Here is a 25,813-nt window from a genome sequence, read left to right as displayed (position 1 = left end):
TACGAGAAATAGTAATTATGAGTTTCAAAGAACAGCTCTTCCAAGGGCAGCATATCTTGGTGACTGGTGCTACACAGGGTATTGGTGCAGGTATTGCGAACTACTTGCACAGTTTGGGCGCAACGGTGACAGCAGCCGGTTTGGGCAGCACGGAAAACGTATTGCACCCAGACATTCAAGTAAAGCTGGTGAACGTGAGCGACGAAGCCTCTGTGCACGCGTTGTTCGAAAACGATGAGCCGTTGCATCACGTAGTGAACTGCGCAGGTATTATCAAGCGCCAAGCAGAACATCAATTAGATGTGTTCGAGCAAGTGCTGGATGTGAACTTGACTGGAACAATGCGTATCAGCAGCGATGCACGCGCCAAACTGGGCGAGACCAAAGGTTCTATCGTGAACATGGCGTCCATGCTGAGTTTTTTTGGTGGTGGCTTGGTGCCAGCTTACGCTGCCAGTAAAGGTGGTGTAGCGCAATTAACCAAGTCGTTGGCGATTGCGTACGCGGCGGATGGTATTCGTGTGAACGCGGTAGCTCCCGGTTGGATTGCTACACCCCTGACCTTAGACTTGCAGAACGATCCTGTTCGATCTTCGGCTATTTTGGGCCGTACTCCGCTTAACCGCTGGGGTACGCCTGAAGATGTGGCAAAAGCAGTAGCCTTCTTGTGCTCGGATGCAGCGGCATTCATGACAGGGGTAATCTTGCCTGTAGATGGTGGTTACCTAGTGGCCTAAGTGCCTCTGAGAAAGACGTAAACGAAGAAAGTAAAAACGCCTGTTGGTTTAGCTAACAGGCGTTTTTTATGGGCAAATAGCAGCAAGAAAAAGCAAAATGACTGCAGGCTAGAAAAATCAGGGTTTGTACTAGGTAGTAGCAAACTGCTCTGGTCATTGCACAAAAGCTGTTGCTATACTCGCCAACAGACGCAGGGGTACTCAATGAGCTTTTTACGCTTTATTGGGTTGAGAGAGTCCCTTCGCACCAGTACGGATAATGCCGACGCTGGAAGCGCGTTCTGCTTTAAGTTGTATGCAAAATGTAGGACCTCATCGTGCACGGTTTCGTGTCTTCTGATGCCTTGCGTAGGCAGAACTCCTCCACTCGGCTCCGGTTTTTTACTTACGGAGCTTCAATGAAAACCAATACCCCCTTCTTGGCTAATACGGCAACAGTAGACGAAGCCGCCATCCAGCCTTTACCGTGTTCACGCAAAATCTATCAAGTGGGTTCTCGCCCAGATATTCGTGTGCCGTTCAGGGAAATCACCCAAGCCGACACTCCCACCATGCTGGGCGGCGAAAAAAACCCGCCGCTTACGATTTACGACACCAGTGGCCCGTACACCGACCCATCGGTACGCATTGACTTGCGCGACGGTTTGCCTTCTGTGCGCCACGCATGGATTGAAGAGCGCGGCGATACCATTGTGTTGCCCGGCGTAAGCAGTGACTATGGTCGCCAACGTCAGGCAGACCCTAGCTTGGCCGACATGCGTTTTAACCTGACACGTAAACCTAGACGGGCGAAAGAGGGCGCTAACGTCACGCAAATGCACTATGCACGTCGCGGCATTATCACGCCAGAAATGGAATTTGTAGCCATACGCGAAAACCTGCGTCGTGAAGAATACATAGAGTCTTTACGCCAAAGCGGTCCCGAAGGTGAAAAGCTTGCCCAGCGCATGACTTTTCAGCATCCTGGCGAAAGCTTTGGTGCATCTATACCAGCGATGATCACGCCAGAATTTGTGCGTGATGAAATCGCACGTGGTAGAGCCATTATCCCTGCCAACATTAACCACCCAGAATGTGAACCCATGATTATTGGGCGTAACTTCTTGGTGAAAATTAACGCCAACATTGGTAACTCGGCAGTGAGTTCAGGGATCTCCGAAGAAGTAGAGAAAATGACGTGGGCCATACGTTGGGGTGGGGATACGGTGATGGATTTGTCCACAGGCAAACACATACACGAAACCCGTGAGTGGATTATCCGTAACTCACCCGTACCTATTGGTACCGTGCCTATTTACCAAGCACTGGAAAAAGTGAATGGCAAAGCCGAAGACCTGACATGGGAAATATTCCGCGACACCTTAATCGAACAGGCTGAGCAAGGTGTGGACTACTTCACCATTCACGCGGGCGTACGTTTGCCCTTCGTACCCATGACCGCTAATCGCATGACCGGCATTGTGTCCCGTGGTGGTTCAATCATGGCCAAGTGGTGCTTGGCGCATCACCGTGAGAGCTTCATCTACGAACACTTTGAAGACATCTGTGAAATCATGAAGGCCTACGACGTGAGCTTCTCGCTAGGCGATGGCTTACGCCCTGGTTCCACCTACGATGCGAACGACGAAGCCCAGTTTGCCGAACTTAAAACCCTAGGCGAACTGACACAGATTGCGTGGAAACACGACGTGCAGGTGATTATCGAAGGCCCTGGTCATGTGCCCATGCAGAAAATCAAAGAGAACATGGACCTGCAGCTTGAGCACTGCAAAGAAGCACCTTTCTACACCTTGGGGCCACTGGCAACCGACATCGCACCGGGTTACGACCACATCACCTCCGGTATTGGGGCAGCCTTGATCGCGTGGTACGGCACAGCCATGCTGTGTTACGTCACCCCTAAAGAGCACTTAGGTTTACCCAACAAAAAAGACGTGAAAGATGGCATTATCACCTACAAAATTGCGGCACACTCTGCCGACTTAGCCAAAGGTCACCCCGGTGCCGCAGTACGTGACAATGCTTTGTCTAAAGCGCGTTTTGAATTCCGTTGGGAAGACCAGTTCAATCTGGGTCTAGACCCAGATACTGCACGTGAATTCCACGATGAAACGTTGCCTAAAGACTCCATGAAAGTCGCGCACTTCTGCTCCATGTGCGGCCCACACTTTTGCAGCATGAAAATCACCCAAGACGTACGAGAATATGCGGCGCAAAAAGGGGTGGAAGACGAAGCAGCATTGCAGAAAGGTATGGAAGAAAAAGCCATAGAATTCGTGCAAAAAGGCGCGTTGCTGTACCACGTGGAGTAAGTCAGACGAAAAAAAACCTCCCCACACTGTGGGGAGGAAAAGCTACCGTCAAGTAGTTAGTCAAAACTGGTGTATGTAAAACGGCTTAGAACTGTAGGCGTACCATGCGTTCTAAGGTGCCTGCTTCTTTGTTATTGCCGTCATTTTTTACCGAGACGTACAAGGCTTTTTCAGCAGGGATGTACTCCAAACTATTGGGGTGTGGTGCAAGTTCAATGGTTTGCAGTGGTTGGTAGGTAATCGTGTCGAAAACGCTGATAGAACCTTTGCCTTCTGCTTCACGTACACCGCCACGGTTCGCTACAAACAAGCGTTGTGTGTCGTGGTCAAAGCGCACGCCAATAGGTACTTCGCCTGTAGGCATGACGGCCAGTGTTTTACCGTTGTCTGCATTGAGTACAAAGACCTGATGCCCAGGGCTGCGACGGGTGTACTCACGCTCTAAGTGCAAGTTGCGTGGTGAGTTACGGTCAATGCCTTGGTCTACGCCAAACAAGCGGTTTTGGGCTGGGTCATAGACTAAGTTAATCAGTTGGTCAGCCTCTACTTCCCAGACGTCATCAATCTCTAGGGTTTTGCTGTTAACCACCATGATTTGGCCTTGCATATTGGACACAAACACGCGGTCATTGGCTTCGTCTGTGGTGATACCGGCCACGTTATAGCCAAAACCTGGCATCACTTTTTCTAGCTCTAGACTGTCGGTATTCACGACAAACAGCACGCTATCAAAGCCTAAGCCTAAACCGGGAGCGAACAAGCGGTGGTTTTTCTTATCCACAACCAGTTCGCGGGTTTTGTATTGGTAGTCGTCGGTGACCTTAAAGCGTTCCAACATTTTCAACAGACCATCTTTGCGCTCTTGGCCGAAGTCAGCGGCGGCAATGGTGTCTTGGAAGTTGATGGTGTCTTGTATGGGAATGCGTTTCAGCACGGTGTTGGTGGTGGTATCTACCGCCACAATGCTGCCATTAAAACCTTGAGTTAGGTACAAGCGGTTGGCGGCATCGTCTAAGGCAACCCCGAAACTTTTCACTTCCATAGGGATTTCACCTTGAATCGCTAAGGTTTTAGGGTCTAGCACCAGTGTGCGCGATAGCGTTTCGTCTTGCCAGTTAGGTGACGATACATACAAACTTTTCTGATTCGGGCTGTACACAATTTCCAGCACTTCTTTAGCGGTAGGCTGCTGCACTATCTGGGCTTCGGTGACAGGTTGGTAAACGGGTTGTGGTGGTGTCTTGGCCTGTGCTGCGCCGGCAGATAAGCCCACGACGATGGCAAGGTACAAACCACGAACAAAAGGACGAGAAACAAAGGGTGTCATAGGGGTAGGCTCACAATAGGATGAATGTGGAATTACCACTGATAATCAACTGACAAATACACGTTGCGTGGTGCACCGTAGCGCGCACGGAAAATCACAAAGTTGTCGTAATAGCGTTTGTTAAAGACGTTATTCACGGTTAGTCGTGCGTTCCAATGTTGGTTCAGACGGTAGTTGGCGTGCAGACCAACCACCGCATAGCTGCTGTGTGTGGCATCCAGTGCTTTACCGTTTTTGGCGGTGTAGGCACGACCTGCTGTCCACAAATCACGTTTACCAAACCAGTTAATCGTTGCCCCTGCACTTAAACCTTGTAATGCTCCGGTGAAACTGTAGTTAGTACCCAGTCTGAAGGTGCGGCTAGGAATGTACGTCATGATGCGTTCGCCTTGACCATTTTTGGTGCTGGCGTAGCTGTACGAGGCAAACATATTCCAGTTGTTGGTTAAGGCGCCGCTTAGCTCGATCTCAAAGCCTTTGGTTTTATTGCCGGCGCCTGACGATACATAAGGGCGGCTGCCATCAGGCAACACAAAGTCGTCGGGTACCGAGGGGTCTAGCACGGCCAAGTTGTTTTGCTTGGTTTGGAAGGCTGACACTGAGAACTGCACTTTCTCTTCCAGCAAGCTACCTTTTAAGCCCAGCTCACGGTTCTCACCAGTGATGGGGTCTAAGTAGTTGTCCTCTTTGTCTTTGTAGCCTTGTGGTTGAAACAGACGTGTATAGCTGGCATAACCGGTTAGGTTAGGCAGGAAATCGTAGGTCACACCGAAGTAGGGAGTGATTTCGTTTTTGTTGCGCAGCTCGCCCGATACACCGGTAAAGGTGCCTGAGGTGTTGTAGTTGTCGCGGTAGGTTTTATAGTCCGACAACCGCATGCCCAGAATCACATTTAATGGGTCGATGATGTTCAGTCGTGTACCGGCGAAGAAACCGTATTCTCTAGTATGGGTGCGGGTCCAGGCGCCAGAGCGGCTGACTACTGGCTCGGGCATAGCACCATCCCAATCGTAGATGTTCGGGATATACCAGTTGTTGGTGTCGCTGATATTCATGGTGTAGGAGGTATCGCGTTTGCGCGTACCGTTAAAACCAAACATCAGCTGGTGCGTGCGGCCTAGCAACTCAAATGGGCCGTTAGCCGACAGTTCTAGATTGTCTTGTAAGCGGTAGCCTTCGGCGGCTAAGTTGGTGCGTATGCCGACGCCAGAACCATCAGGGTTCACGCCAGCGCCCCAGTCAGTAATCACGGCATCCCCATCGTCACGTTGGTGGCTATAGCTGATCTTGGCAGTCCAGTCGTTATCGAACTCATGCTCAACCGAGATAAACGCGTTTTGGTGGCGTTTGTTCCAGTAGGTCCAGTCTGGTGCCAGTGACATAGAGCGCGACACATCAATGCGCTCGCCATTGGAGTCAAACAGGGGAATACCCATGTTGGACTCGCCCTGAAGCTTTGAGTTTTGGAAGTCGTAGCCAGCGGTCAGAATGGTGTTGTCGGTGATATCAAATTCCAAAATACCTGACAGCAAATTATTCTTATTGTTGGTTCTATCAATAAAGGAATCAGCCGCTTTGTGCGAACCAATAACACGCATACGTAAACGACCGTCTTCCGTCAGCGGGCCGGTGACATCCGCCGTGACGCGGCGGTCTTTCCATGAGCCTATATGCGTATTTAACCGTGCACCAAAGGTGGCTTGGGGGCGTTTGCGAATTAAGTTAATCAGGGCAGAAGGTTCACCTGTGGGGGACAGCAAACCGGTTGCGCCACGTACCACTTCCACACGGTCGTATAAATCCATGTCCAAGGAAATGGGGTTGAACGCACCACGTCCAGCTGAACGGTAGCTACTTTGCATACCGTCTACTTGTACGTTGGTGATAGAGAAGCCGCGCGATTGAAACTGGTAGCCACCACCGGGTGAGGCTGTCGCCGCCGTAATACCAGTGGTGAAGTTCAATACTTCATCAAAGTTGGTGAGGCCGAAGTCATCCATTTGCTGGCGTGTCATGACGCTAATAGACTGCGGCGTATGTTGGGTATCCATGTTTAGGCGGGTGGCGGTATTGCTGGTGCCCGCCATGATGTATTCGCCAGTGCCTTCAGTAGTAGAGCTAACCGTACCTTGCACACGCACAGGGGCTAGCTGACTGGTGCTGCCTTCCAGAGTGCGGCTTAAGGTAACGCTGTTACCATCCCATTCCACAATTAACCCAGTGCCTTGTAGTAGACGGCTTAACGTCTCGTGTGGGGTGTAGTTCCCCTCAATCGCAGGGGCTTGTAACCCTGCCACCATCTCAGGTAGATAGTAAATCTGCACGTGGTTTTGCTGACCAAACGCAAGCAGTGCTGTGGTCAGTGGCTGTGCTGGAATACTGATGTGGCGAGCCATTTGTTCGGCTGCCATCAAGGGTTGTGCCACGGCGCAACTTAAGCACAGTAACGTGGCAAATGCCCATTTTTTCGATGTGTGGCTAGAGGGGAGCGTCAGGTGTGACACTACAGGAGTGGTGTTATTAGGGTTGAGGTTGTTCACAGTGTTCTACTCATATGCTTCATGCGAACCCGCTAGGCGGGCCTTCCCGGGCAGTGGGCGCTATGATGCAATCACTGCTTCTATGTACTAAGAGTGGAATTCGTAACGAAACCCGTAATCATTCTCATTAATATATTGTAACTATATGTTTCTTTCTGGCTGAGAGTGGCTTAAACAGTAGTTTTGGACACAATCATCACACTGCCATCGGCATGGCGTACGACGTTAACGGGGATCAGGTTTGGCAACCGTTGCAGGAAATCGTCGATGCGATCCAGCTCAAACACGCCGCTTAATCTGGACGACTCATACAAAGGAGCATCTAGAAAAATAGGTTGCGCGCGGTAGCGATTGAGCTCGTGGATAATTTGGCGCAGGGGGGTGCGATCAAACACGACTTGATTGCGGTGCCATGCGGCGACGGCGGTGGCGTTCACCACTTCTATATCGCTCCATGCGCCTTCGGTAGGAATACGTAATTGCTGGTTAGGGCGCAGCAGGGCGGTAGATCGGTGCCACCATTGGTTAGCTCGCATTTCTAATTCGCCAGCCAGTACGGTTACCGCGGTGTGGCTATTGTCTTGCCGCACACTGAACTCAGCGCTGCTGGCATGTATTTCTGCTTGGCTGGTTTTCACCAGAAAGGGGCGTTGTTTATCGTTGCCCACTTTAAATAAGGCTTCGCCTTGTTCGAGTAAGACTAGGCGTTGTGAGGCCGTAAACATGACTTGCAGTACCGATTCGGTATTGAGCCATGCGGTGCTGCCATCTTGCCATTGCAGTGCTTGGTGCTGGCCTCTAGCTGTTCTATAACTTTCTTGGAATAACAGAGGCTCTTCTTGCAGCAGGCTGCGGATGCTGAATCCTGTGACGGCAGCCATGGCGACGCCGCCGCTCCACCATAAAAACTGGCGTCTAGAGGGTGTGGGTGTAGCAACGGGAGCAGGGGGGAGCACCGCTTTAAAGACGGCATCGGGTACGCGCTGTGTCAGACGCCACACGGTAGAGATTTCTTCATACGCCTGAGGGTGAGCGGCATCGTCGGCTAACCAATATTGAAACTGTGCCTCGTCACCGGGTTGCATCAATCCACCTTGACGACGGGTGAACCAGTAGTTGGCAGCGTCATCAGGGTCTACGGGAATGGGCAGGGTGTAAGGGTGTTCTCTCTGTTTCATCTTCTGCTGGTGCTACTCACGCAAACGGTGTTGAAGATGTCGCAATGCGGCACTCAGGTATTTTTCCACACTACTGACCGAAAGTTGCATGTGGGCGGCAATTTCTGGCACCGTCCAGCCCTCTAAACGATGCCACGCAAAGACTTGTTGTTGTTTTAGCGGCAATTCGGCCAATGCCTGTTGTACCCGCTGCGTGAGCTCAGACGCATAGGCATCGGTTTCCACATGCGATACCAACGGGTGTTCTGCTTCTTCTAGTTCATCTAGCGACAGCAGGCTCACTTTTTGTCGTTCTATGTGCTGACGGTTGACGCCATTAATAGCGCTGCGAAACAGATAGGCGCGCATGTAGTCCACAGCAGAGTGTTCCATCTGGATCATGTTCACCGCTACATCCTGCACTGCGTCTTCAGCATCGGGAGAATGTGGGTGTTTTTTGGCCCATGAACTAATGAGCTCTGTGTAATGTGCCAGCCAGCCTTTTTGCCGGGAGGAACGGCTTTTCATGCCACCGCCACAAATAGAAATGATTATCAATAACAGTGTGCGATTATGCGGTAAAAAAAGCGTTACGTACAGGCTCAGATACAAAGTGGGGTGAATTTGCTGCGTAGTGACAGCGAAAACCATGGGGTTGTGTGTGGGTTGCCACGCGGTGAACGGGCAAGCAACAAAGGCGTAATGATTACCCATTACGCCTTTGTTCGTCGTGGCCTACACCTGCAACAGGTGTGGCAACGAGTTAGGGTTTCAGTGTTAAGGAAACCGATGCTTCGCTAGTCAGCATCAAGAAAGTCAGTGTTTCGCGCAGGTACAAGCGCACCACTTTGTCGGTATGGCTTTGGTAGCCAATAGACAGTTCTTGACCCAAATGCAGTTCAAAGTCGCCACCACGGGTAGACACTACGCAGCCGCCGCTTAGCGCGGGAGCCCAGATAATGTCGCCGCTGATAATGCGTTTGATGTGCTCGATCACGGGGTAGCCGCCGTCGCTGGCTTCAGTCAGCGCTGTATAGGCATCAGCGCCTAGCAATACCGAATATGGGCCATCCACACCTTCTAAGCGCAGTGCTTGCAGGGCTTTACCAATAGCGGTGGGGTAGTCGGTGACGTCTTTAGGCAGCGCAATGCTGGTGTTTGAGGAACCTTCGCGAATCCCCGTAATGCCAGCGGCTTTATAGCCATCAAAAATCGCTTGGTCTTCGGCAAATGCCAGTTTGGTGGCGGCATCTTTAGCCGGTTGCCAGTCGGAGTCGTTAGCGCCACGCTCTACATCGTCAATGGCGTCGCGTTGCAGTTCGAAAGGCACAGTCAGCTCAACCAAGGCTTTTACTTCGCGTACCTTCGCAGTCACCCCTTTGTGTGGGGAGGTTAGGTTGCTTAAATGGCCAGTACCGACGCTAGATAATTCTACACCACCAGGGCCTTTAAGGTCTACCACACGGCGTGCACCCACAGAACGCTTGAATGTGCGTGCGACTTCTTCCTCTATCTGTGCCCAAGCGGCACTGGAAATGGGGGCTAATTCACGATGCAAGTTATTCATATTACTGTCCTTTTAGAGAACCAATGTTCAGGGAACCGTCGTGGGATGCTGGCGCAGGAGCACTGGCATCTGCCGTTGTGTCGGCTTGGGTATCTGGGGTGCGTGTTTCTAGTTCTTCCAGCAGTTCAGCAGAAGGTACAAAGAACAGGCCACCGGTAACAGCACGGCTGAAGTCCAGCAGGCGATCGTAGTTGCCCGGTGGGCGACCAATCACCATGTTTTCTAGCATTTGCTCAATGGGGTCAGGCTTGCGTGCATAGCCAATGAAATAGGTACCGAACTCGCCAGAGCCGGGTTTCCCAAAGGGCATGTTGTCACGCAGGATTTTAATCTCGTCGCCGTTTTCGTCTTCCAGCGTGGTTAACGAGCTGTGTGAAGACGTAGGCTTCACGGCATCATCCAGCTCGATGTCTGAAAGCTTGGTGCGGCCAATAATGCGTTCTTGGGTCTCAACGGGCAGTTGATTCCAGCCATCCATGTCGTGCAGGTATTTTTGCACCAACACGTAGCTACCGCCTTCAAAGTCGGGGTCATCGTTGCCAATAAGGGTGAAATCGGCGGCTTCTTGGCCTACGGGGTTTTCGGTACCGTCCACAAAACCTACCATGCTACGCATGTCGAAATAACGGAAGCCGTGTACTTCGTCTACCACGGTAATGGCGTCACCCAACTGGTTCATGATCTGGGTAGCTAGCTCAAAGCAAAGATCCATTTGCTCGGCACGAATATGGAACAGGATGTCGCCTGGCGTAGCGGGAGCTTGGCGATCGCCCGCGTGAAATTCGCGGAAAGGGTGGAGGTTAGCAGGGCGTGGATTACCAAACAGGCGATCCCAACCGCTATCGCTAAAACCACAGACACAGGATAAGTGCCCTGTGGATACGCGATGGCCTACTGAACGAACCAAGGCAGCCAAATTGCCGCATAAGGCGCGTACTTTGTCGTCCTGTTCAGTATTGGGAGCCAGAGTGGCAACAATATAGATGGCGCTGCGCGTAATAGGTGCTACCACAGCTTGTGGTTGTGGGGTTGTAGAGGACATGAGCTCCGACGCTGGTGTTGAAAAACTCTGTTAAATCCAAGACCCTGCCACGTGTACTAAACAGGGCCGCTGTCAATTCATTGTAGAGGAATTTACAGGGTGAATCCAACGCGCAGCGTAGGGAGTTTGTGGCTGTTTGTATATGTTTAACGTTGTGGGGGTTAGGGTTCTTGGCGCCGTTTTAATTCAAGAATCGCTTGTCCGCCCGATAAAATATCGGTTTGCACAGCAATGCGAGCGGCTTGCCCATCTTTATTACGCATGGCTTCAATCAACGCATAGTGTCCATCAATCATGTCACGCCCCCCATCACTGTAGACTTCGGCAATAAGTGGGCCCATTTTTAGCCACAGGCGTCGCAAAATTTCTAACAAGATAGGCATGTCAGCGATTTTGCAGTACTCAAAGTGAAAGCGTTGGTTTAGTCCTGTAGCTGTAATGAGTTCATCACGTTTGATGGCATCTTCGTTTTCAGTAATTAAGCGTTCTAGTCTTTCTACGTCAGCAGGGGTGGCTTTTTCGGCAGCGCGTGCGGCCGCCATACCTTCAAGTTCTAGACGTATATCGCGAATTTCTAAGTATTCGGCTAAAGATATTTGCTTTACTCGAATGTCACGAGCGCTACGCATGATCAGCGCACCATCCTGTACCAGGCGCAATATGGCATCACGTACCGGGGTCACACTGGTGCCCATTTCTTCTGCTAGTTCGCGTATACGTAGGCGCTCACCAGGTTTGAGCCTGCCTTCTATTAACGCAAGAGACAGTATCAGGTACACCTGACTTCCCATGCTTTCATGTTTGACGGCGCTAAACGTAGGAGTAGTAAGGGCTGGAGGCGACATGGGCAGCTCAAGGGCAAATGATCAACACAAATATGGCACAGGATACCGTATCTGTAGCTCAGTGTTTTTCTAAGTTGATGCATCATAAATCATTTTAAGGGGTTTTTGCTGGGTTCAACCCCAATAGGGTTAACGATCATTAAGAGTGAAAAAAATTATGATGTATCATGCATCAAAAATAATCATTCTTTGTGTGGATGCTATGACCACTTTTGTGCCGCCTCAGAATTCGGCGTTTGTGATGACCAATGCGTTGCTGACCACGTCGCCCCCGCAGGTGAGTGTGGATGACGCACGATGTGTGATGCGGAGCTATTTTGACGAGGCTGAAGACATCAAAGCCCTAAGTGGTGAGCGCGATAGAAATTTCATGGTGCGCAGTGCCAATGGCGATTGTTTGACCTTGAAGTTCATCAACCACGCGGAAAGTGCAGAAGAAACAGCGATGCAGGTGGCCGTGCTAAAGCATTTGGCAACATCGGGAATAGAGCGTGAAGTACCTGTGCATATTCCGTCTTCCCGTGCGATACAAGATTGGATAGACGTTGTTATGCCAGATGGGCCTGTACGAGTACGAGCCTATAGCTACTTAGAAGGCTTTCCTGGTAGCGCACTGCAGGCAGAACCTGCCGTATGGCGCGACATTGGCAAAGCGGCAGCACAGGTAACGAAAGCGATGCAATCGTTTGAGCATGCGGGGGCACATAGGCCATTTTTATGGGATGTGGCGCAGTTGCATTTGCTTAAGCCTATGTTGCCGGTGATTCAGCAACAAGAGCTACATGATTTGGTGCAGTGTTTTATGCAGCAATTCGAGCAGACCATACAGCCTATTTTGAAAAGCTTGCCCCAACAGGTGATTCATAACGATTTATCACCCAGCAACATGTTGAGCTGCGACGCAGGAAAACGTGTGGTGGGAGTGCTGGATTTTGGGGACATGGTGTATGCACCACGTATTGCTGAATTGGCAGTGACAGCCTCCTATCAAATGAGCCGTGGCACAGATCCATTAGCGGTATTAGATGCCATGTTGGCTGGTTACAGTGAGGTACTGGAGTTAAGCGAGCCAGAGCAGGCGACAGTGTTGGATTTGGTATTAGCCAGGCTGGTGCAGCGCATTGTTATTACCTCGTGGCGTGCAGACCAGTTTCCTGCCAACAGCACCTATATTCTTCGCAGCAGAGCCGAGGCAGAAAGGTTATTCAAACAGTTAATGACGTTCTGGAAAGTATCCAGAGCAGGAGATAAAGTGAGATGACTAGCGATACTTCTTTGTTAGAAAGACGAAAAGTACTGGGTACAGCCTACCGTCTGTTTTATGAAGAGCCCGTGCATTTGGTACGTGGCGAAGGTGTGTGGCTAGAAGATAACGATGGCAAAAAGTACTTGGATATGTACAACAACGTTCCAGTGGTTGGGCATGCCAATCCTGTTGTAGTGCAAGCCATGACAAAGCAGGCCAGCATCTTGAATACCCATACTCGCTATCTGCATGAAAACGTCGTGGCGTACGCCGAACAATTGTTGGCGTTGTTTCCCAGTGAGTTAAATCGGGCTGTCTTTACATGCACAGGTAGCGAGGCCAACGACTTGGCTTTGCGTATTGCCCATGAGGTGACGGGGCGTCGCGGTGTGATCGTGACACAAAATGCCTACCACGGTGTGACCAGTGAGTTGGCTGATATGTCGCCATCACTACGCCCTGTGGCAGAGCATGTTGAGGTTGTTCCCGCACCAACGTGCTTGAGCGGTACTCCTGCTGAGATTGCGGCAAGTTTTGCGGCGCACGTGGACGAAGCGGCACAGCGCTTGGCAGCCAAAGGTTTTCCGGTGTGTGCGTTGATGGTGGATACCGTATTTGCCAGCGATGGTTTGTACATTCCTAGTCAGGGGGTATTGGCAGCAGCAGCACAAGCCGTGCGTAAGCACGGTGGGTTGTTTATTGCTGATGAGGTGCAAGGTGGCTTTGCACGCGTGGGCGGAAACTGGTGGGCATTTCAACAAGATGATGTGATCCCCGACATGGTCACCTTAGGTAAACCCATGGGCAATGGCCATCCTATTGGTGCCGTAGTGGTGCGTGAGCAATGGCTACACGACTTTGGGCTACGTTGCCGCTACTTCAACACCTTTGGTGGAAACACTGTGTCGGCAGCCGTAGGGTTGGCCGTTTTGCAAGAGCTACACACCTTAAATGCTACCGAGCATGTACAAGAGGTAGGCGATTATTTGGGCCAGCAATTACATGCCTTAGTCTCCGAACACGAAGAGGTGCAGGCCGTGCGTGGGGGCGGGCTGTACTGGTCAATTGCGTTGCAAGATAACAAGCTACATACGGCATCAGAACTGGCTGTGTTGCTGGTAAATGGGTTACGCCAAGAGGGCATCTTGGTAGGCACCTGCGGGCAAAGTAATCAGGCCCTGAAAATACGCCCGCCATTGGTTTTTTGCAAAGAGCATGTGGCCCACTTTATGGAGGTGTTGCAACAGCAATTGCAAGGCGTGAAGGCGTAATCAAACGCCTAATAAAACGGGGGGCACATCCCGTGGAAAACGCACTGCCAACGAGAGCAGGCGTCCCTATACAACGATAAGGAGCAGACAATGAAGAGCACAATGACATGGTGGAAAAGCGCATTGGGAGGCGCTGCATTATTGGTTGCAGGACACAGTGTGGCGCAACCCACTGGCGGGTCTATTAACGTAATCTTGAACCCAGAGCCACCCACGCTGATTTATGCCTTGAATCAACAAACCCCTACACAGATTGCCGCAGGAAAAATTTACGAAGGGCTGCTGACCTACGATTTTGAGTTGAACCCACAACCCGGTTTGGCGAAGTCATGGGCAGTGAGTCCTGATGGTTTGACCTATACCTTTAACCTGCAGGAAGGGGTGACATGGCACGATGGCAAACCTTTTACCTCTGAGGATGTCCGCTTCTCGTTGCAAGACATGTTGGCCGAGACGCATTCCAGGGCTAGAGCCAGCTTATCTCGCGTAGATAAGATTGATCTGCCTGATGAGCATACGGTAGTCATTACGTTAAAAGAGCCTTTTGCGCCGTTTATTAACACCCTGGAAGTGTCCAGTGCGCCCATGATGCCTGCACACTTGTACAAAGGCACAGACTATCGCAACAACCCTGCGAACCAGACTCCTATTGGTACTGGGCCTTTCAAATTCAAAGAATGGCAGCGTGGGCGCTATGTGCAGGTGGTGCGTAATGAGCAGTATTGGCAAGAGGGTTTGCCGTACCTAGATAGCATTTATTTCCAAGTCATTCCCGATGCCGCATCACGCTTGCTGGCACTAGAAAACGGTTCTGTACAAGTCGCAAGTTTTGGTGACATCGATTTCGCCTTCTTGCCTCAGTTGCAAGGTAATCCAGAGTTGGATATTACACATCAAGGCTATGAGTTTGCTGGCCCACAAGCGTTTATTGAGCTGAATCATCGTGATGGCCCATTGGCAGATAAACGTTTCCGCCAAGCCATGCAGTACGCCATTGATAAAGACTTTATCGCTAAGCGTATTTTCTTTGGTGCGGCCAGACCCGCAACCGGCCCTATTTCGTCGGTCACTAAGTATCACGATAACCAAGTGCCAGGCTATGAGTTCAACCCGGATAAGGCCATTGCGCTGTTGGATGAAATGGGGCTGAAGCCAGATGCCAATGGCAAGCGTGCAACGGTAAAACTGCTGGGCCTGCCGTATGGTGATACCTGGAACAAGGTCTCTGAGTACATCAAAAACTCGTTGTCCAAAGTAGGTATTGAGGTAGTGCTGGAAAGTACTGATGCCGGCAATTGGGCACGTCGATACGCCGACTGGGATTTTGAAATGGTGGTGGTGTATTTGTATCAGTATTCTGATCCAGCGCTAGGCGTAGATCGTACTTACCTAAGCAATAACATCCGTCAGGGTATTTATGGCAGCAATGCGTCGGGTTATTCCAACCCCGAGGTTGATCGCTTATTCACTGCCGCTGCTGTAGAAAACGATCAGGCTAAGCGTAAGGAGCTTTACGAACAAGCTACCGCATTGTTGATGGAAGATTCCCCATCCATTTGGTTGGTAGAGCTGTCTTTCCCCACTATTACTTCTAGCAAAGTGAAAAATGTGACTACCTCGGCCATTGGTGTAGCAGAAAACTTTGCAACCACCTATTTGGAACCCTAACAGGAGCACGCCATGAGGTATGTGTTGGCAGCTATTCCTGTTCTGCTGAAATCCTTGATGGTGTTGGTGGCGGTACTGGTGATTAATTTCTCCTTAGTACGTATGGCTCCAGGCGACCCGGTCAGTGTGTTGGCCGGTGAGGCTGGAGCCTCGGATCAGCAATTTCTGGATCAGCTGCGCAAGGAATTCAATTTAGATCAACCGTTGATAGTGCAATTGGGTAGCTATTTGAAGTCCATGGCAAGTTTCGACTTGGGCTTTAGTTATAGGCAACAGCAGCCGGTATGGGATTTGATCGCCGACCGTTTACCTGCCACATTGGTTTTAGCCTTACCCGCTTTTGCACTGTCGTTGATAGTAGGTGTGTTGTTAGGAGTACTGGCCAGTCGGTACAGAGGTACATGGAAAGATTCAGCGATTACGGCTGCATCGCTGGCGTTTTATGCCACACCTATTTTCTGGGTAGGGCTAATGTTGGTGCTGATCTTTTCTGTCTATGTGCCGTGGTTCCCGCCGTTTGGCTTTGAAAAAATGGGTTCTACCTTAACGGGCATGTCGCGCTGGTTAGATATTGCACACCATGCTTTCCTACCTATTGTGACCTTAGGGGCCTTTAACGTGGCGTTGTACACCCGAATGACACGAGCCTCTATGAATGAAGTGCAAATGGCCGACTATGTGAAAACAGCGTGGGCCAAAGGGTTGTCGTCGTCACGAGTAGTGTGGGTGCATCAACTGCGTAATGCCGTATTGCCGGTGATTACCTTGGCAGGCTTGCAAGCTGGTCAGCTTATAGGTGGTTCGGTACTGGTGGAGACTGTGTTTGCGTGGCCGGGTGTAGGACGCTTGGCCTTTGATGCACTGATGCAGCGCGATTATCAAATTTTACTGGGTGTGTTCTTTTGCACCTCGGTAGTGGTGGTAGTGCTGAATTTGCTGACTGATTTGCTGTATGTCGTGGTTGATCCACGGATGCGAGGTGTCTGATGCGTGGATTATGGACACGTTTTACGAAGAACAGCGGGGCAGTCATTGGTTTGCTGGTCTTGGCATTGGTGATTTTTGTGGCGGTATTTGCTCCGCTGTTATTCCCCGGCAATCCGTGGGACGCTGATGCTGCGCCCTTTTTGAAGCCATTTGAAGAGCCCGGCTATTGGTTAGGTACTGACTCCATGGGCCGCAATATTGCTTCGGGTATTGCACATGGGGCGCGTGCGTCATTACTGGTAGGCGGGGCTGCTACCCTCGTTGCCGTCACTATAGGTTTATTGGTGGGGGTACCAGCAGGCTTTTTTGGTGGACGTACGGACGAAGCATTAATGCGTCTGACGGAAATCTTCCAAACCATTCCCAGTTTCTTTTTGGCTATTTTATTTGTGGCGATATTTCAGCCTTCCTTGTGGTCCGTTGTGGCGGCGGTGGGGCTAGTCAGTTGGCCGCCTATTGCTCGTTTAGTGCGAGCAGAGTTTATGCGCTTGAAAACCAGCGAGTTTGTAGAGGCTGCATTGGTGCAGGGGCTTACTAAGCTTCGCATTGTGTTGGTGGAAATTCTGCCTAACTGTTTATCACCGTTGATTGTGATGGCTTCGTTGATGGTAGCTAATGCCATTTTGCTAGAAAGTGCGTTGAGCTTTTTAGGGCTAGGTGATCCTAACTTAATGAGTTGGGGGTACATGGTAGGTGCCTCACGTTCGTTGCTGCGTTTGGCGTGGTGGATGTGTTTGTTCCCTGGGTTGGCCATTTTCATGACCGTACTGGCTGTGAATCTGGTGGGCGAAGGGTTGAATGACGCATTGAATCCTAAACTGCATCGTAAGGAAGGATGATGAGCGCAGAACTGATTATTGAAGACATCCGTATTGCCTTACCCAAGGGGGGGGATAGAGCTTTCGCGGTGGAAGATGTTTCGCTGCGGGTACGGCCCGGTGAGGTTGTGTGCGTGGTGGGTGAGTCGGGCTCTGGAAAATCCACATTAGCGCATGCCGTGTTGGGGTTGTTGCCACGAGGGTTGGCGGTGACGCAAGGAAACATACAGTTGGGTGAGCTACCGTTATTGGGGCAGTCGTTAAGCGCCTTGCGTCAAATACGGGGTTGCCGTATTTCGATGATTTTCCAAGAGCCGCTTAGCGCACTGAATCCCTTGATGCGGTGTGGTGAACAGGTGCAAGAAACCTTGCGTGAACACACGCAGATGTCATCTGAGCAAATGCAAGAACGCGTGGCAGAGCTATTGCAGTCTGTAGGGCTTAGTGATTACCAACGTGTGGCGGCTTCTTACCCTTTTCAGTTGTCGGGTGGTCAGCGCCAACGGGTGATGATTGCTATGGCCTTGGCATTAGAACCTGAAATTCTGATTGCTGATGAACCTACTACGGCATTGGACGTGACGACCCAAGCACAGATTTTGCGCGTCTTGATAGACATACAGCAGCGTAAAGGGCTAGGCGTTTTGTTCATTACCCATGATTTTGGGGTGGTATCGGAAATTGCCGACCGCGTGGTGGTGATGAAAGGGGGGCGTATTGTTGAGGAGGGTGATGCAGCACAAGTGCTGCGTAATCCACAACAACCGTATACCCAAGCGTTGTTGGATGCGGTGCCGTCGTCTGTTCCACCAGAGCATCCTGAAACTGCTCAGCCAGAAGATGTACTACTGAACGTAGAGGGGCTACGTAAAACCTACGTGAAGCGTGCAGGTTTATTCAAGCCAGAGCAGCAGTTTCAGGCCGTGAAAGGGGTGAGCTTCACCATACATAAAGGGGAAACTGTAGGGCTGGTAGGGGAGTCTGGTTCGGGTAAATCTACGATTGGTCGAATTTTGGCAGGGTTAATTCCAGCTGATGCAGGGCACGCCAGCATGCAAGAACACGACTTATTAAAAGCGCATGCGTTTGAAGATAAAGCCTTACGTCGACGCGTACAGATGATTTTTCAGGATCCCTACAGTTCGCTAAACCCACGTCATCGTGTTTCTACTATTTTGACGGCAGGCATGATTGCACAAGGGGTATCCCGAGAGCAGGCCTTACGTAGGGCTAAAGAGTTAGTCAACATTGTGCGTTTAGATGAAGCCGCGTTGGAGCGCTTTCCTCATGAGTTCTCAGGGGGGCAGCGTCAACGGCTAGGTTTTGCGCGTGCCATCGCGGTGAATCCAGAACTCATCATTGCGGATGAGCCTGTGTCGGCCTTGGACGTTTCTGTACAAGAGCAAGTCTTAAAACTGTTGAATGAGCTGAAAACGGAGTTGTCGCTTTCCATGCTGTTTATTACGCACGATTTGCGTGTGGCTGCCCAGCTGTGCGAGCGCATTATCGTTTTGCAGCACGGTGAAATCGTTGAGCAGGGTGATGCCATTGAGGTATTGCAATCACCCAAGCATCCCTATACCAAGGCATTGATTGACGCTATGCCTGGCAGGGATTGGAAATAATCTTTTAGATGGACGTAGACCATGAAAGCGTACATATCACCATTTCACGATCATCACTGGACCGGTAACGCTTTGGTGCGTGGGCGACTGCAGCCACACCATGATGCGCAAGGGCGTGGTGCGCAAGTAGAAGCAGCCTTACAAGACTTAAAATTAGACTGCTACTACGTGACGCCCGGCAGTGTGTTGATGCCCGAATTGCATCAAGTGCACTCAGAGGATTATTTGCATTACCTGCAAACGGCAACAGAGGAATGGAGCAAGCGTGCAGGCTCTTCGTTTGAGGTGCGCCCCAATATTTGGCCCAATCGTTATTTCCCAGAAATGAAGGGCAGTCTACCGGTTGCTAAAGCAGGGTATTACTTGGGTGATGGTGCATCACCTGTGGTGGAAGATACCTGGAAAAATGTGCATTCCGGTGCTGAAACAGCCGTAAGTGGTGCGCAAGCTATTTTAGACGGTGCTCGTGAAGTTTATGTGTTGTCGCGTCCAAGCGGCCATCATGCTATGCGCGATATGGCAATGGGCGGGTCGTTCATTGCTAACGCAGCCTTGGCAGCAGAACGTTTACGCACAAGGTTTAGTCGCGTAGCTGTGTTAGACATAGATGTGCATCACGGTAATGGTACTCAGCAATTATTTTATGATCGTGATGATGTGCTGACCATTTCTATACACGGTGACCCAGACGTGATTTTCCCGTTTATCTGCGGTTACGACGATGAAATAGGCGTGGGAGCAGGTGAGGGCTATAACTTGAATATCCCTATTGCCGCAGGCAGCGAAATAGCCCAATACCGTCCACAGTTTGAACGAGCCTTACAGCGTATTGCTGACTTTAACCCTGATGTATTAATCGTGGCGGCAGGTTATGACACGTTTAGGGGCGACCCCTTTGGTAACTTGTGTTTGGATACGGTGGACTACGCGGTGTTGGGAGAACGATTAGCGCAATTGAACCTACCTACCTTGTTTGTCCAAGAAGGGGGGTATGTGATTGAGGCTTTGCGCGCTAATACCCGTTCGTTGCTAAACGGCTTCTTGGATAAACGCGCATGACATTACCTACACACAGCCGAGTAGCACTGGTGAGTGGTGCTGCTCGTGGTCTAGGGAAAGCCATTGCGGTAGAGTTGCTGCAGGCAGGATGGCGGGTGAGTGTGGGGTCCCGTAGTCAGCCAAATCTAGGTGAGTGGGGTGATGCGCTGCATTGGAGCCCTTATGATGCCCGCGACCCCAGCAGTGAAGCCGCATGGGTGAATTCGGCGGTAGAGCGATTTGGCCGTATAGATGGGCTGGTGCATAACGCAGGGATACTCAGTAGCACCTCTGTGATGGCGGCCACAGAGGCTGAGGTAGACGAAATCTTCAACGTGAATGTGAAGTCACCTCGTCGTATTACCCAATATGCATGGCCGTATTTGAAACAGTCCGATCAGGCGCGGGTAGTGGTGGTGGCATCGTTAGCAGGCAAAAGGGTGCGTACCGCCGAGGCGTCACTTTACGCCTTAAGCAAAGCTGCAGCACTCAGTTTGGCGCATGGTATACGCCATTGCGGCGACACCGAAGGCATACGGGCAACAGCCATATGCCCAGGGTTCATTGCAACGGATATGGCGCAGCAAGTACCTGCGGATATTCAGGCCAAGATCACACGCCCTGAAGATGTAGCAACCGTTGTCAGAACGGTGCTGTCATTACCATTTACGGCCAGTATTGCCGAGATACCTATCAATTGGCAGGTAGAGTCGGAGTATTAATAAGGTATGTCAGTGTAAACGGCCCACGCTTGAAGAAGGGTGGGCTGTGTCGTACGGCTAAGCTTAGAAAGTCCCAGGGTAAGCGCCGCCATCAATCAGCAAATTCTGGCCGGTGATGTAACCACCGTAGTTGCTGCACAAAAAGGCGCAGTACGCACCAAATTCCTCGGGGGTACCAAAGCGTGCGGCTGGGATGGTTTTGATTCTGGCTTCGGTCACGGCGTTTAAGTCGCCATTGGCTTGGCTGGCTACTTGCAGTGTTTTCTGCAATCTGGCCGTATCAAATGCGCCAGGTAGTAAGTTGTTAAGCGTTACGTTCTTACCGGCCAAGCGATGCTGTCTGGCGACGCCAGCAATAAAGCCTGTCAAACCGCTGCGAGCACCGTTAGATAACCCTAGGATATCAATGGGGGCTTTGACCGCGCCAGAGGTAATGTTGATCACACGACCAAAGCCTCGTTCTGCCATGCCATCTACCACGGCTTTCATTAATGCAATGGGTGTGAGCATGTTGGCATCTAAGGCTTTAAGCCAGTCGGTGCGATCCCAGTCGCGGAAGTCACCGGGTGGTGGGCCGCCAGCGTTGTTGACCAAAATATCCACCTGTGGCGCAGCAGCGAGTAAGGTTTCTTGAATGTCTGTTTGGGCGACATCACCCACTACTGTACGCACTTCAATGGCGGGGAATCGTGCACGCAACTCAGTTGCTGTTTGTTCCAGTGTTTCAGCAGTACGGGCGTTGATCACAAGGTTCACACCTTCGTGGGCCAAGGCTTCGGCGCAGCCTTTACCTAAGCCTTGGCTGGCGGCGCAAACGATGGCCCAGCGTCCAGAAATACCTAAATCCATGAAAAGCTCCTTTAGTAGAAAAAACAGTAATGGCCAGGTACATACGTGCATGCTGCAACGTATTTCCTGGCCTTGTTGTGGGTGGCTTAAGCCGTAGTGGCTTCAGCTAAGGTGGGGTAGTCGGTGAAGCCTTTGGCGTCGCCTCCAAAAAAGGTCTCACGTTCTGGGGTGTTTAAGGGGGCACCTACGCGTAAACGTTCAGGCAAATCGGGGTTGGCAATGAAGGTGCGGCCAAAGCCGATTAAGTCAGCCCAACCTTCTGCTATAGCGGTGTTTGCACGCTCGACGGTGTAGTTGCCCGCGTAAATTAAGCAACCTCTGTAGGCATCACGTAAGCGCTGTTTGAAGGGGGCTGGCATCAATGGTGCATCTTCCCAGTCGGCTTCTGCAATGTGAATGTAGGCCACACCAATCTGATCCAGCAGTTTTGCGGCAGCGGTATAGGTGGTTTCAGGGTCGGCATCAGAGCATCCATTTAGGGTGGTGAGGGGCGCGAGTCGTATCCCTACACGGCTGGCATCACCCACACCTTCTACCAAGGTTTGGCTAACTTCTTTAAGGAAGCGCAAGCGGTTTTCCAGCGAGCCACCGTACTCATCTGTGCGTGTGTTGGCATTGGAGTCAATAAACTGGTTCACCAAATACCCATTTGCGGCATGCAGTTCTACACCATCAAAACCTGCGGCCATCGCATTACGGGCGGCTTGGCGGTATTGGTCCACAATGTCGTGAATTTCTTCCACGCTTAACGCACGGGGTGTAGAAGCTTGGGCAAAACCAGGCTTGCCATCGGCTTCCACAACGTACACATTAACACCAGTGGCTTGCAGGGCAGAAGACGAAACGGGTGGTTGTCCATCTAGCAAACTACTATGGCTTAAACGACCTACATGCCACAGTTGCGCAAAAATTCTACCGCCAGCTGCGTGTACGGCGTCTGTTACCTTGCGCCAGCCAGCAATTTGCGCCTCGGTGCAGATGCCAGGCGTCCATGCGTAGCCTTTACCTAGCGGTGAAATCCATGTGCCTTCGCTGATAATTAGGCCGGCACTGGCACGTTGCGCATAGTAGGTGGCCATTAGCTCATTCGGCACATCGCCGGGTTGGCTAGAGCGTGACCGCGTCATGGGTGGCATGACAATGCGGTTAGGTAATGGCAGCTCACCCAAGGAGTAGGGGGTGAACAGTGAAGCAGTAGTGGTAGACATAGCGGTGTATCCAGAATAAGCGGTTTGAGGATGCGTGATTAGTCCCACTCGGGGGCTAAACCTTCAGGGTTCACTTCCCTGCCATTGCGTTCCAAGTTGGCAATCAGTGCCATATCGTCAGCATCCAGTTTTAGGTCTTTAGCCAAGAGGTTGCTGCACAGATTTTCACGTTTGGTAGAGGATGGAATCACGGCATAGCCTAGTTGTAAGGCCCACGCCAATGCGACTTGTGCAACCGTGGCATGGTGTTTGCTGGCAATTTTTTCCAGCACAGGGTCTTTCAGCACTTTGCCGTAAGCCAATGTCATGTAAGAGGTCACCGCGATGTCTTGTGCATTCAGAAAGGCGGTCAGCTTATGGTTTTGTAGGTAAGGGCTAAGTTCGATTTGGTTGGTGGCAATTTGGCCTTTACCCACCACATCTATGGCTTGCTGGGTGAGTGCAATATTGAAATTCGATACGCCAATCTGGCGTGTTAAACCCTGTGCTTTGGCTTCTGCCAAGGCTTCCATAAACTCGGGTAGCGATACGCCATTACCGGGGGCGGGCCAGTGAATCAAGGTAAGGTCCACGTAATCCGTACGCAGTTTTTCCAAGCTTTCACGTAGGCTGGGGATGAGTTTGTCTTTAGCGTAATTGTCGGTCCAGATCTTGGTGGTCACGAACAAGTCAGCGCGGGGTACACCGCTTTCAGCAATTGCTAGACCTACTTCGGCTTCATTGCCGTAAATCTGCGCGGTATCTACGGCGCGGTAGCCTACATCTAAGGCATTGTGTACAGAGTCGATAACGGTTTGGCCAGTTAGGCGGAAAGTACCAACACCAAATGAAGGGATAGTCATGGGCATGGTTAAGCTCCTGAATCAGGTAAGGGGTAGGGAGTCCTGATGCGTAGTACTGCGTGCTCAGTCATCGTATGAAAAGTATTTTGCCAGTTTTATATTTGTGAATTAAGCTGTGCAGTAGGAAAATACTATTGAATAAAAATCAAATATGAAAGTAACCTTAGATGAGCTTCAGGCCTTTGTGGCAGTGGTGGATGCGGGGTCTATTACAGCAGCCTCGGAACATTTAGGACTCACTATCTCGGCAACCAGCCGTTGTTTGGGGCGTTTAGAGGAAAAGCTGCAAACCACCTTGTTACGTCGCACGACTAGGCGATTAGAACTGACAGAGGAAGGGGCGGCATTCTTAAAAAATGCGCGTTCTATTTTGATGTCAGTGGTGGAGGCCGAAGAGCAAGTGGCTGCTCGCCGACGTCAGCCTGCAGGGCGTTTGCGTGTCGACGCGGCTACACCTTTCATGCTGCATGTATTGGTGCCGTTGGTGAAAGGTTTTAGAGAACGTTTTCCACAGGTGGAATTAGAGCTAAACAGCAATGACGGTATTACCGACTTGCTGGAAAAGCGCACGGATGTGGCATTTAGGATTGGGCAACTACGCGATTCCACGTTGCATGCACGTCCAGTAGGCAGCAGCCGCTTGCGCATGTTGGCGAGCCCAGAGTACTTAGCGGAAATGGGCAACCCACGGCAGTCTTCTGATTTGTTGTCGCATCGCTTATTGGGTTTTTCTAAACCTGAAACGCTAAATCAGTGGCCCATTAACGGTGCCGATGGCGAACTGCTGCAAATACGCCCCACCATGACCTCATCCAGCGGCGAAACCCTGCGCCAATTAGCGTTAGCAGGTGAAGGCATTGTGAGCTTGTCAGACTTTATGACTGCTGCCGATGTAGAAAGCGGCAGATTAGTAGTGCTGTTTCCTCAGGACTCCCTTGATATGCGCAGGGCCATTAATGCGGTGTATTACCGCAATACAGCGCTGGCTTCACGGATTGCGTGTTTTGTAGATTACGTAATCGAGGCGATAACCGAAGGGGAGTGTAGGTTGTAGGCGGTTTCTGAAAAGAGCGTGGCGATGTTATACGCCAGATCTAAATTAGTGCTTTGCTGTGGTTTTTTGGAAGCTATATAGCTACTTTATGAGTTTAAGTTTCTGAATTTATCTTATGGGAATAAATGAACTGTAATATATAGTAAATTCGAATTTTAGGATAATGGATAGTGGAATGTTATAGATATGTACGCCGCAGAAGCATTGCCCTATAACGCTAGAAAATTGGGTGAGAAATGGTTAGTAGTGAGCTCATCGGGTGATTTTTTATTTCTTGATGATGGTCAAATTAAATTACTAGAAAATGGCTAAATTGATCGTTTTTCCCTAAGTGAACAAGCAACACTTAAATCGCATTTTTTTATCAGATCTATCGATGCTCTAGGAAGCGATAGCTTACTATTATCAAGGGAATCTGCCCGGCGGGAGACTGTACAAGCTGGGCCATGCCTTCACATTATTGTCCCTACGCTTCAGTGTGCCCATTCCTGTCAATACTGTCAGGTCAGTCGTTCACTGACAGACTCTCATCATGTTATGAGTGACGAGTGTCTTTACAAGGCCTGTGAGTCAATATTTCAAAGTGAAGCAAAAGCCTTAACGGTAGAGTTTCAGGGTGGAGATCCATTATTGCGTTTTGATATGGTGCAGGCAGCTGTACTGTATATAAAAAAAATAAACCTATCTCATCATAAAAATATTCGGTTTGTGAATCGACCAGACTTTTATAGATACTTCGTTGCCTCAGAAAAATATTGCTGTTCGTAGTGTACAGGTGAAAGATTCGCGGCATGACTATGTCGGCGAACCGGATTGTAGAACATCTCGATATAGTCGAAGATATCCTGACGAGCTAAGTTTCTTGTGTTGTAGATTTTACGTTTGATACGTTCTCGTTTCAGTAACTGGAAGAAGCTTTCGGCCACAGCATTGTCGTGGCAATTTCCTCGTCTGCTCA

Annotated in this window: 23 protein-coding genes; 12 read left to right on the top strand and 11 right to left on the bottom strand. The window is 50.6% G+C overall.

The genetic code is table 11. The annotated features are described in order from the left end of the window. Positions 1-17: 17 nt before the first annotated feature. Both GY634_RS07195 and thiC read left to right on the top strand, forming a co-directional pair. Positions 18-737: an SDR family NAD(P)-dependent oxidoreductase gene (locus GY634_RS07195; protein ID WP_166407879.1), complete on the top strand. Its 720-nt coding sequence runs from the start codon at positions 18-20 to the stop codon at positions 735-737. 398 nt (positions 738-1,135) lie between these two features. After that, on the top strand, positions 1,136-3,049 hold the full coding sequence (gene thiC / locus GY634_RS07190) for a phosphomethylpyrimidine synthase ThiC (protein ID WP_166407878.1): 1,914 nt from the start codon (positions 1,136-1,138) through the stop codon (positions 3,047-3,049). A gap of 85 nt (positions 3,050-3,134) precedes the next feature. Here thiC and GY634_RS07185 read toward each other — a convergent pair whose 3' ends face one another. The 7 genes from GY634_RS07185 to GY634_RS07155 form a co-directional block, all read right to left on the bottom strand. Next, a complete protein-coding gene (locus GY634_RS07185; protein WP_166407877.1) occupies positions 3,135-4,376 on the bottom strand; it encodes a YncE family protein in 1,242 nt (413 codons plus the stop codon). Positions 4,377-4,408: 32 nt separating this feature from the next. Continuing rightward, complete coding sequence (locus GY634_RS07180) at positions 4,409-6,916, bottom strand: TonB-dependent siderophore receptor (protein ID WP_166407876.1); 2,508 nt, start codon at positions 6,914-6,916, stop codon at positions 4,409-4,411. 170 nt (positions 6,917-7,086) lie between these two features. Next, on the bottom strand, positions 7,087-8,094 hold the full coding sequence (locus GY634_RS07175; RefSeq protein ID WP_166407875.1) for a FecR family protein: 1,008 nt from the start codon (positions 8,092-8,094) through the stop codon (positions 7,087-7,089). A gap of 12 nt (positions 8,095-8,106) precedes the next feature. Then, entirely contained in the window at positions 8,107-8,601 is a 495-nt protein-coding gene (locus GY634_RS07170) for an RNA polymerase sigma factor (protein WP_166407874.1), read from the bottom strand. A 235-nt stretch (positions 8,602-8,836) separates the two neighbouring features. Next, positions 8,837-9,640, bottom strand: coding sequence for a family 1 encapsulin nanocompartment shell protein (locus tag GY634_RS07165; protein WP_166407873.1), 804 nt, complete (start codon positions 9,638-9,640; stop codon positions 8,837-8,839). A gap of 1 nt (position 9,641) precedes the next feature. Beyond that, positions 9,642-10,682, bottom strand: coding sequence for a Dyp-type peroxidase (locus GY634_RS07160; protein ID WP_166407872.1), 1,041 nt, complete (start codon positions 10,680-10,682; stop codon positions 9,642-9,644). A gap of 161 nt (positions 10,683-10,843) precedes the next feature. Continuing rightward, positions 10,844-11,527 carry a GntR family transcriptional regulator gene (locus GY634_RS07155; protein ID WP_166407871.1) on the bottom strand — a complete coding sequence of 228 codons (684 nt, stop codon included), beginning with the start codon at positions 11,525-11,527 and terminating at the stop codon, positions 10,844-10,846. Between the two features lie 202 nt (positions 11,528-11,729). Here GY634_RS07155 and GY634_RS07150 point away from each other — a divergent pair, with 202 nt between their 5' ends. The 8 genes from GY634_RS07150 to GY634_RS07115 all read left to right on the top strand — a co-directional run bounded on the left by GY634_RS07150 (position 11,730) and on the right by GY634_RS07115 (position 20,902). Further along, entirely contained in the window at positions 11,730-12,788 is a 1,059-nt protein-coding gene (locus tag GY634_RS07150) for a phosphotransferase (RefSeq protein ID WP_166407870.1), read from the top strand. Next, complete coding sequence (locus tag GY634_RS07145) at positions 12,785-14,044, top strand: aspartate aminotransferase family protein (RefSeq protein ID WP_166407869.1); 1,260 nt, start codon at positions 12,785-12,787, stop codon at positions 14,042-14,044. The genes GY634_RS07150 and GY634_RS07145 overlap by 4 nt, the downstream gene beginning before the upstream one ends. Before the next feature lie 90 nt (positions 14,045-14,134). Beyond that, the gene (locus GY634_RS07140) at positions 14,135-15,712 is read left to right on the top strand and encodes an ABC transporter substrate-binding protein (protein WP_166407868.1); all 1,578 of its coding nucleotides are present in this window, start codon (positions 14,135-14,137) and stop codon (positions 15,710-15,712) included. 12 nt (positions 15,713-15,724) lie between these two features. Beyond that, positions 15,725-16,699: an ABC transporter permease gene (locus GY634_RS07135; RefSeq protein ID WP_166407867.1), complete on the top strand. Its 975-nt coding sequence runs from the start codon at positions 15,725-15,727 to the stop codon at positions 16,697-16,699. Then, complete coding sequence (locus GY634_RS07130) at positions 16,699-17,538, top strand: ABC transporter permease (RefSeq protein WP_166407866.1); 840 nt, start codon at positions 16,699-16,701, stop codon at positions 17,536-17,538. Before GY634_RS07135 ends, GY634_RS07130 begins: the two co-directional genes overlap by 1 nt. Continuing rightward, entirely contained in the window at positions 17,538-19,142 is a 1,605-nt protein-coding gene (locus GY634_RS07125) for a dipeptide ABC transporter ATP-binding protein (protein WP_166407865.1), read from the top strand. Before GY634_RS07130 ends, GY634_RS07125 begins: the two co-directional genes overlap by 1 nt. Positions 19,143-19,163: 21 nt before the next feature. Continuing rightward, the gene (locus tag GY634_RS07120; protein ID WP_166407864.1) at positions 19,164-20,201 is read left to right on the top strand and encodes a histone deacetylase family protein; all 1,038 of its coding nucleotides are present in this window, start codon (positions 19,164-19,166) and stop codon (positions 20,199-20,201) included. Beyond that, on the top strand, positions 20,198-20,902 hold the full coding sequence (locus tag GY634_RS07115; RefSeq protein ID WP_166407863.1) for an SDR family NAD(P)-dependent oxidoreductase: 705 nt from the start codon (positions 20,198-20,200) through the stop codon (positions 20,900-20,902). Before GY634_RS07120 ends, GY634_RS07115 begins: the two co-directional genes overlap by 4 nt. Before the next feature lie 63 nt (positions 20,903-20,965). Here GY634_RS07115 and GY634_RS07110 read toward each other — a convergent pair whose 3' ends face one another. The 3 genes from GY634_RS07110 to dkgB form a co-directional block, all read right to left on the bottom strand. After that, positions 20,966-21,751, bottom strand: coding sequence for an SDR family oxidoreductase (locus tag GY634_RS07110; RefSeq protein ID WP_166407862.1), 786 nt, complete (start codon positions 21,749-21,751; stop codon positions 20,966-20,968). A gap of 86 nt (positions 21,752-21,837) precedes the next feature. Further along, complete coding sequence (locus GY634_RS07105) at positions 21,838-22,959, bottom strand: alkene reductase (RefSeq protein WP_166407861.1); 1,122 nt, start codon at positions 22,957-22,959, stop codon at positions 21,838-21,840. Positions 22,960-22,997: 38 nt separating this feature from the next. Next, the gene (dkgB, locus tag GY634_RS07100) at positions 22,998-23,801 is read right to left on the bottom strand and encodes a 2,5-didehydrogluconate reductase DkgB (RefSeq protein WP_166407860.1); all 804 of its coding nucleotides are present in this window, start codon (positions 23,799-23,801) and stop codon (positions 22,998-23,000) included. Positions 23,802-23,952: 151 nt separating this feature from the next. On the opposite strand from dkgB, the gene GY634_RS07095 reads away from it, so the two are divergent. Beyond that, positions 23,953-24,855 carry a LysR substrate-binding domain-containing protein gene (locus GY634_RS07095; RefSeq protein ID WP_166407859.1) on the top strand — a complete coding sequence of 301 codons (903 nt, stop codon included), beginning with the start codon at positions 23,953-23,955 and terminating at the stop codon, positions 24,853-24,855. 312 nt (positions 24,856-25,167) lie between these two features. Beyond that, positions 25,168-25,623, top strand: coding sequence for a 4Fe-4S cluster-binding domain-containing protein (locus GY634_RS17435; protein WP_166408116.1), 456 nt, complete (start codon positions 25,168-25,170; stop codon positions 25,621-25,623). Here GY634_RS17435 and GY634_RS07085 read toward each other — a convergent pair. Beyond that, the coding region (locus GY634_RS07085) for an IS3 family transposase (protein WP_166407858.1) at positions 25,581-25,813 on the bottom strand (233 nt) is incomplete at its 5' end. The two genes, GY634_RS17435 and GY634_RS07085, sit on opposite strands and share 43 nt — an antisense overlap.

The organism is Paenalcaligenes suwonensis (genome assembly GCF_011290505.1).
In the GTDB taxonomy this organism is placed as follows: domain Bacteria; phylum Pseudomonadota; class Gammaproteobacteria; order Burkholderiales; family Burkholderiaceae_B; genus Paenalcaligenes; species Paenalcaligenes suwonensis.
The sequence above is the reverse complement of the archived record's forward strand: the minus strand, read 5'-3'. Positions and strand labels throughout refer to the sequence as shown.

What these genes read in the sequence shown, in the direction of transcription:
- GY634_RS07110 (WP_166407862.1), bottom strand. Translation starts at nt 21,751, where the DNA reads ATGGATTTAGGTATTTCTGGACGCTGGGCCATCGTTTGCGCCGCCAGC.
- GY634_RS07145 (WP_166407869.1), top strand. Translation starts at nt 12,785, where the DNA reads ATGACTAGCGATACTTCTTTGTTAGAAAGACGAAAAGTACTGGGTACA.
- GY634_RS07150 (WP_166407870.1), top strand. Translation starts at nt 11,730, where the DNA reads ATGACCACTTTTGTGCCGCCTCAGAATTCGGCGTTTGTGATGACCAAT.
- GY634_RS07185 (WP_166407877.1), bottom strand. Translation starts at nt 4,376, where the DNA reads ATGACACCCTTTGTTTCTCGTCCTTTTGTTCGTGGTTTGTACCTTGCC.
- GY634_RS07095 (WP_166407859.1), top strand. Translation starts at nt 23,953, where the DNA reads ATGAAAGTAACCTTAGATGAGCTTCAGGCCTTTGTGGCAGTGGTGGAT.
- GY634_RS07165 (WP_166407873.1), bottom strand. Translation starts at nt 9,640, where the DNA reads ATGAATAACTTGCATCGTGAATTAGCCCCCATTTCCAGTGCCGCTTGG.
- GY634_RS07195 (WP_166407879.1), top strand. Translation starts at nt 18, where the DNA reads ATGAGTTTCAAAGAACAGCTCTTCCAAGGGCAGCATATCTTGGTGACT.
- GY634_RS07160 (WP_166407872.1), bottom strand. Translation starts at nt 10,682, where the DNA reads ATGTCCTCTACAACCCCACAACCACAAGCTGTGGTAGCACCTATTACG.
- GY634_RS07130 (WP_166407866.1), top strand. Translation starts at nt 16,699, where the DNA reads ATGCGTGGATTATGGACACGTTTTACGAAGAACAGCGGGGCAGTCATT.
- GY634_RS07125 (WP_166407865.1), top strand. Translation starts at nt 17,538, where the DNA reads ATGAGCGCAGAACTGATTATTGAAGACATCCGTATTGCCTTACCCAAG.
- GY634_RS07135 (WP_166407867.1), top strand. Translation starts at nt 15,725, where the DNA reads ATGAGGTATGTGTTGGCAGCTATTCCTGTTCTGCTGAAATCCTTGATG.
- GY634_RS07115 (WP_166407863.1), top strand. Translation starts at nt 20,198, where the DNA reads ATGACATTACCTACACACAGCCGAGTAGCACTGGTGAGTGGTGCTGCT.
- GY634_RS07105 (WP_166407861.1), bottom strand. Translation starts at nt 22,959, where the DNA reads ATGTCTACCACTACTGCTTCACTGTTCACCCCCTACTCCTTGGGTGAG.
- dkgB (WP_166407860.1), bottom strand. Translation starts at nt 23,801, where the DNA reads ATGACTATCCCTTCATTTGGTGTTGGTACTTTCCGCCTAACTGGCCAA.
- GY634_RS07170 (WP_166407874.1), bottom strand. Translation starts at nt 8,601, where the DNA reads ATGAAAAGCCGTTCCTCCCGGCAAAAAGGCTGGCTGGCACATTACACA.
- GY634_RS07120 (WP_166407864.1), top strand. Translation starts at nt 19,164, where the DNA reads ATGAAAGCGTACATATCACCATTTCACGATCATCACTGGACCGGTAAC.
- GY634_RS07175 (WP_166407875.1), bottom strand. Translation starts at nt 8,094, where the DNA reads ATGAAACAGAGAGAACACCCTTACACCCTGCCCATTCCCGTAGACCCT.
- GY634_RS07140 (WP_166407868.1), top strand. Translation starts at nt 14,135, where the DNA reads ATGAAGAGCACAATGACATGGTGGAAAAGCGCATTGGGAGGCGCTGCA.
- GY634_RS07155 (WP_166407871.1), bottom strand. Translation starts at nt 11,527, where the DNA reads ATGTCGCCTCCAGCCCTTACTACTCCTACGTTTAGCGCCGTCAAACAT.
- thiC (WP_166407878.1), top strand. Translation starts at nt 1,136, where the DNA reads ATGAAAACCAATACCCCCTTCTTGGCTAATACGGCAACAGTAGACGAA.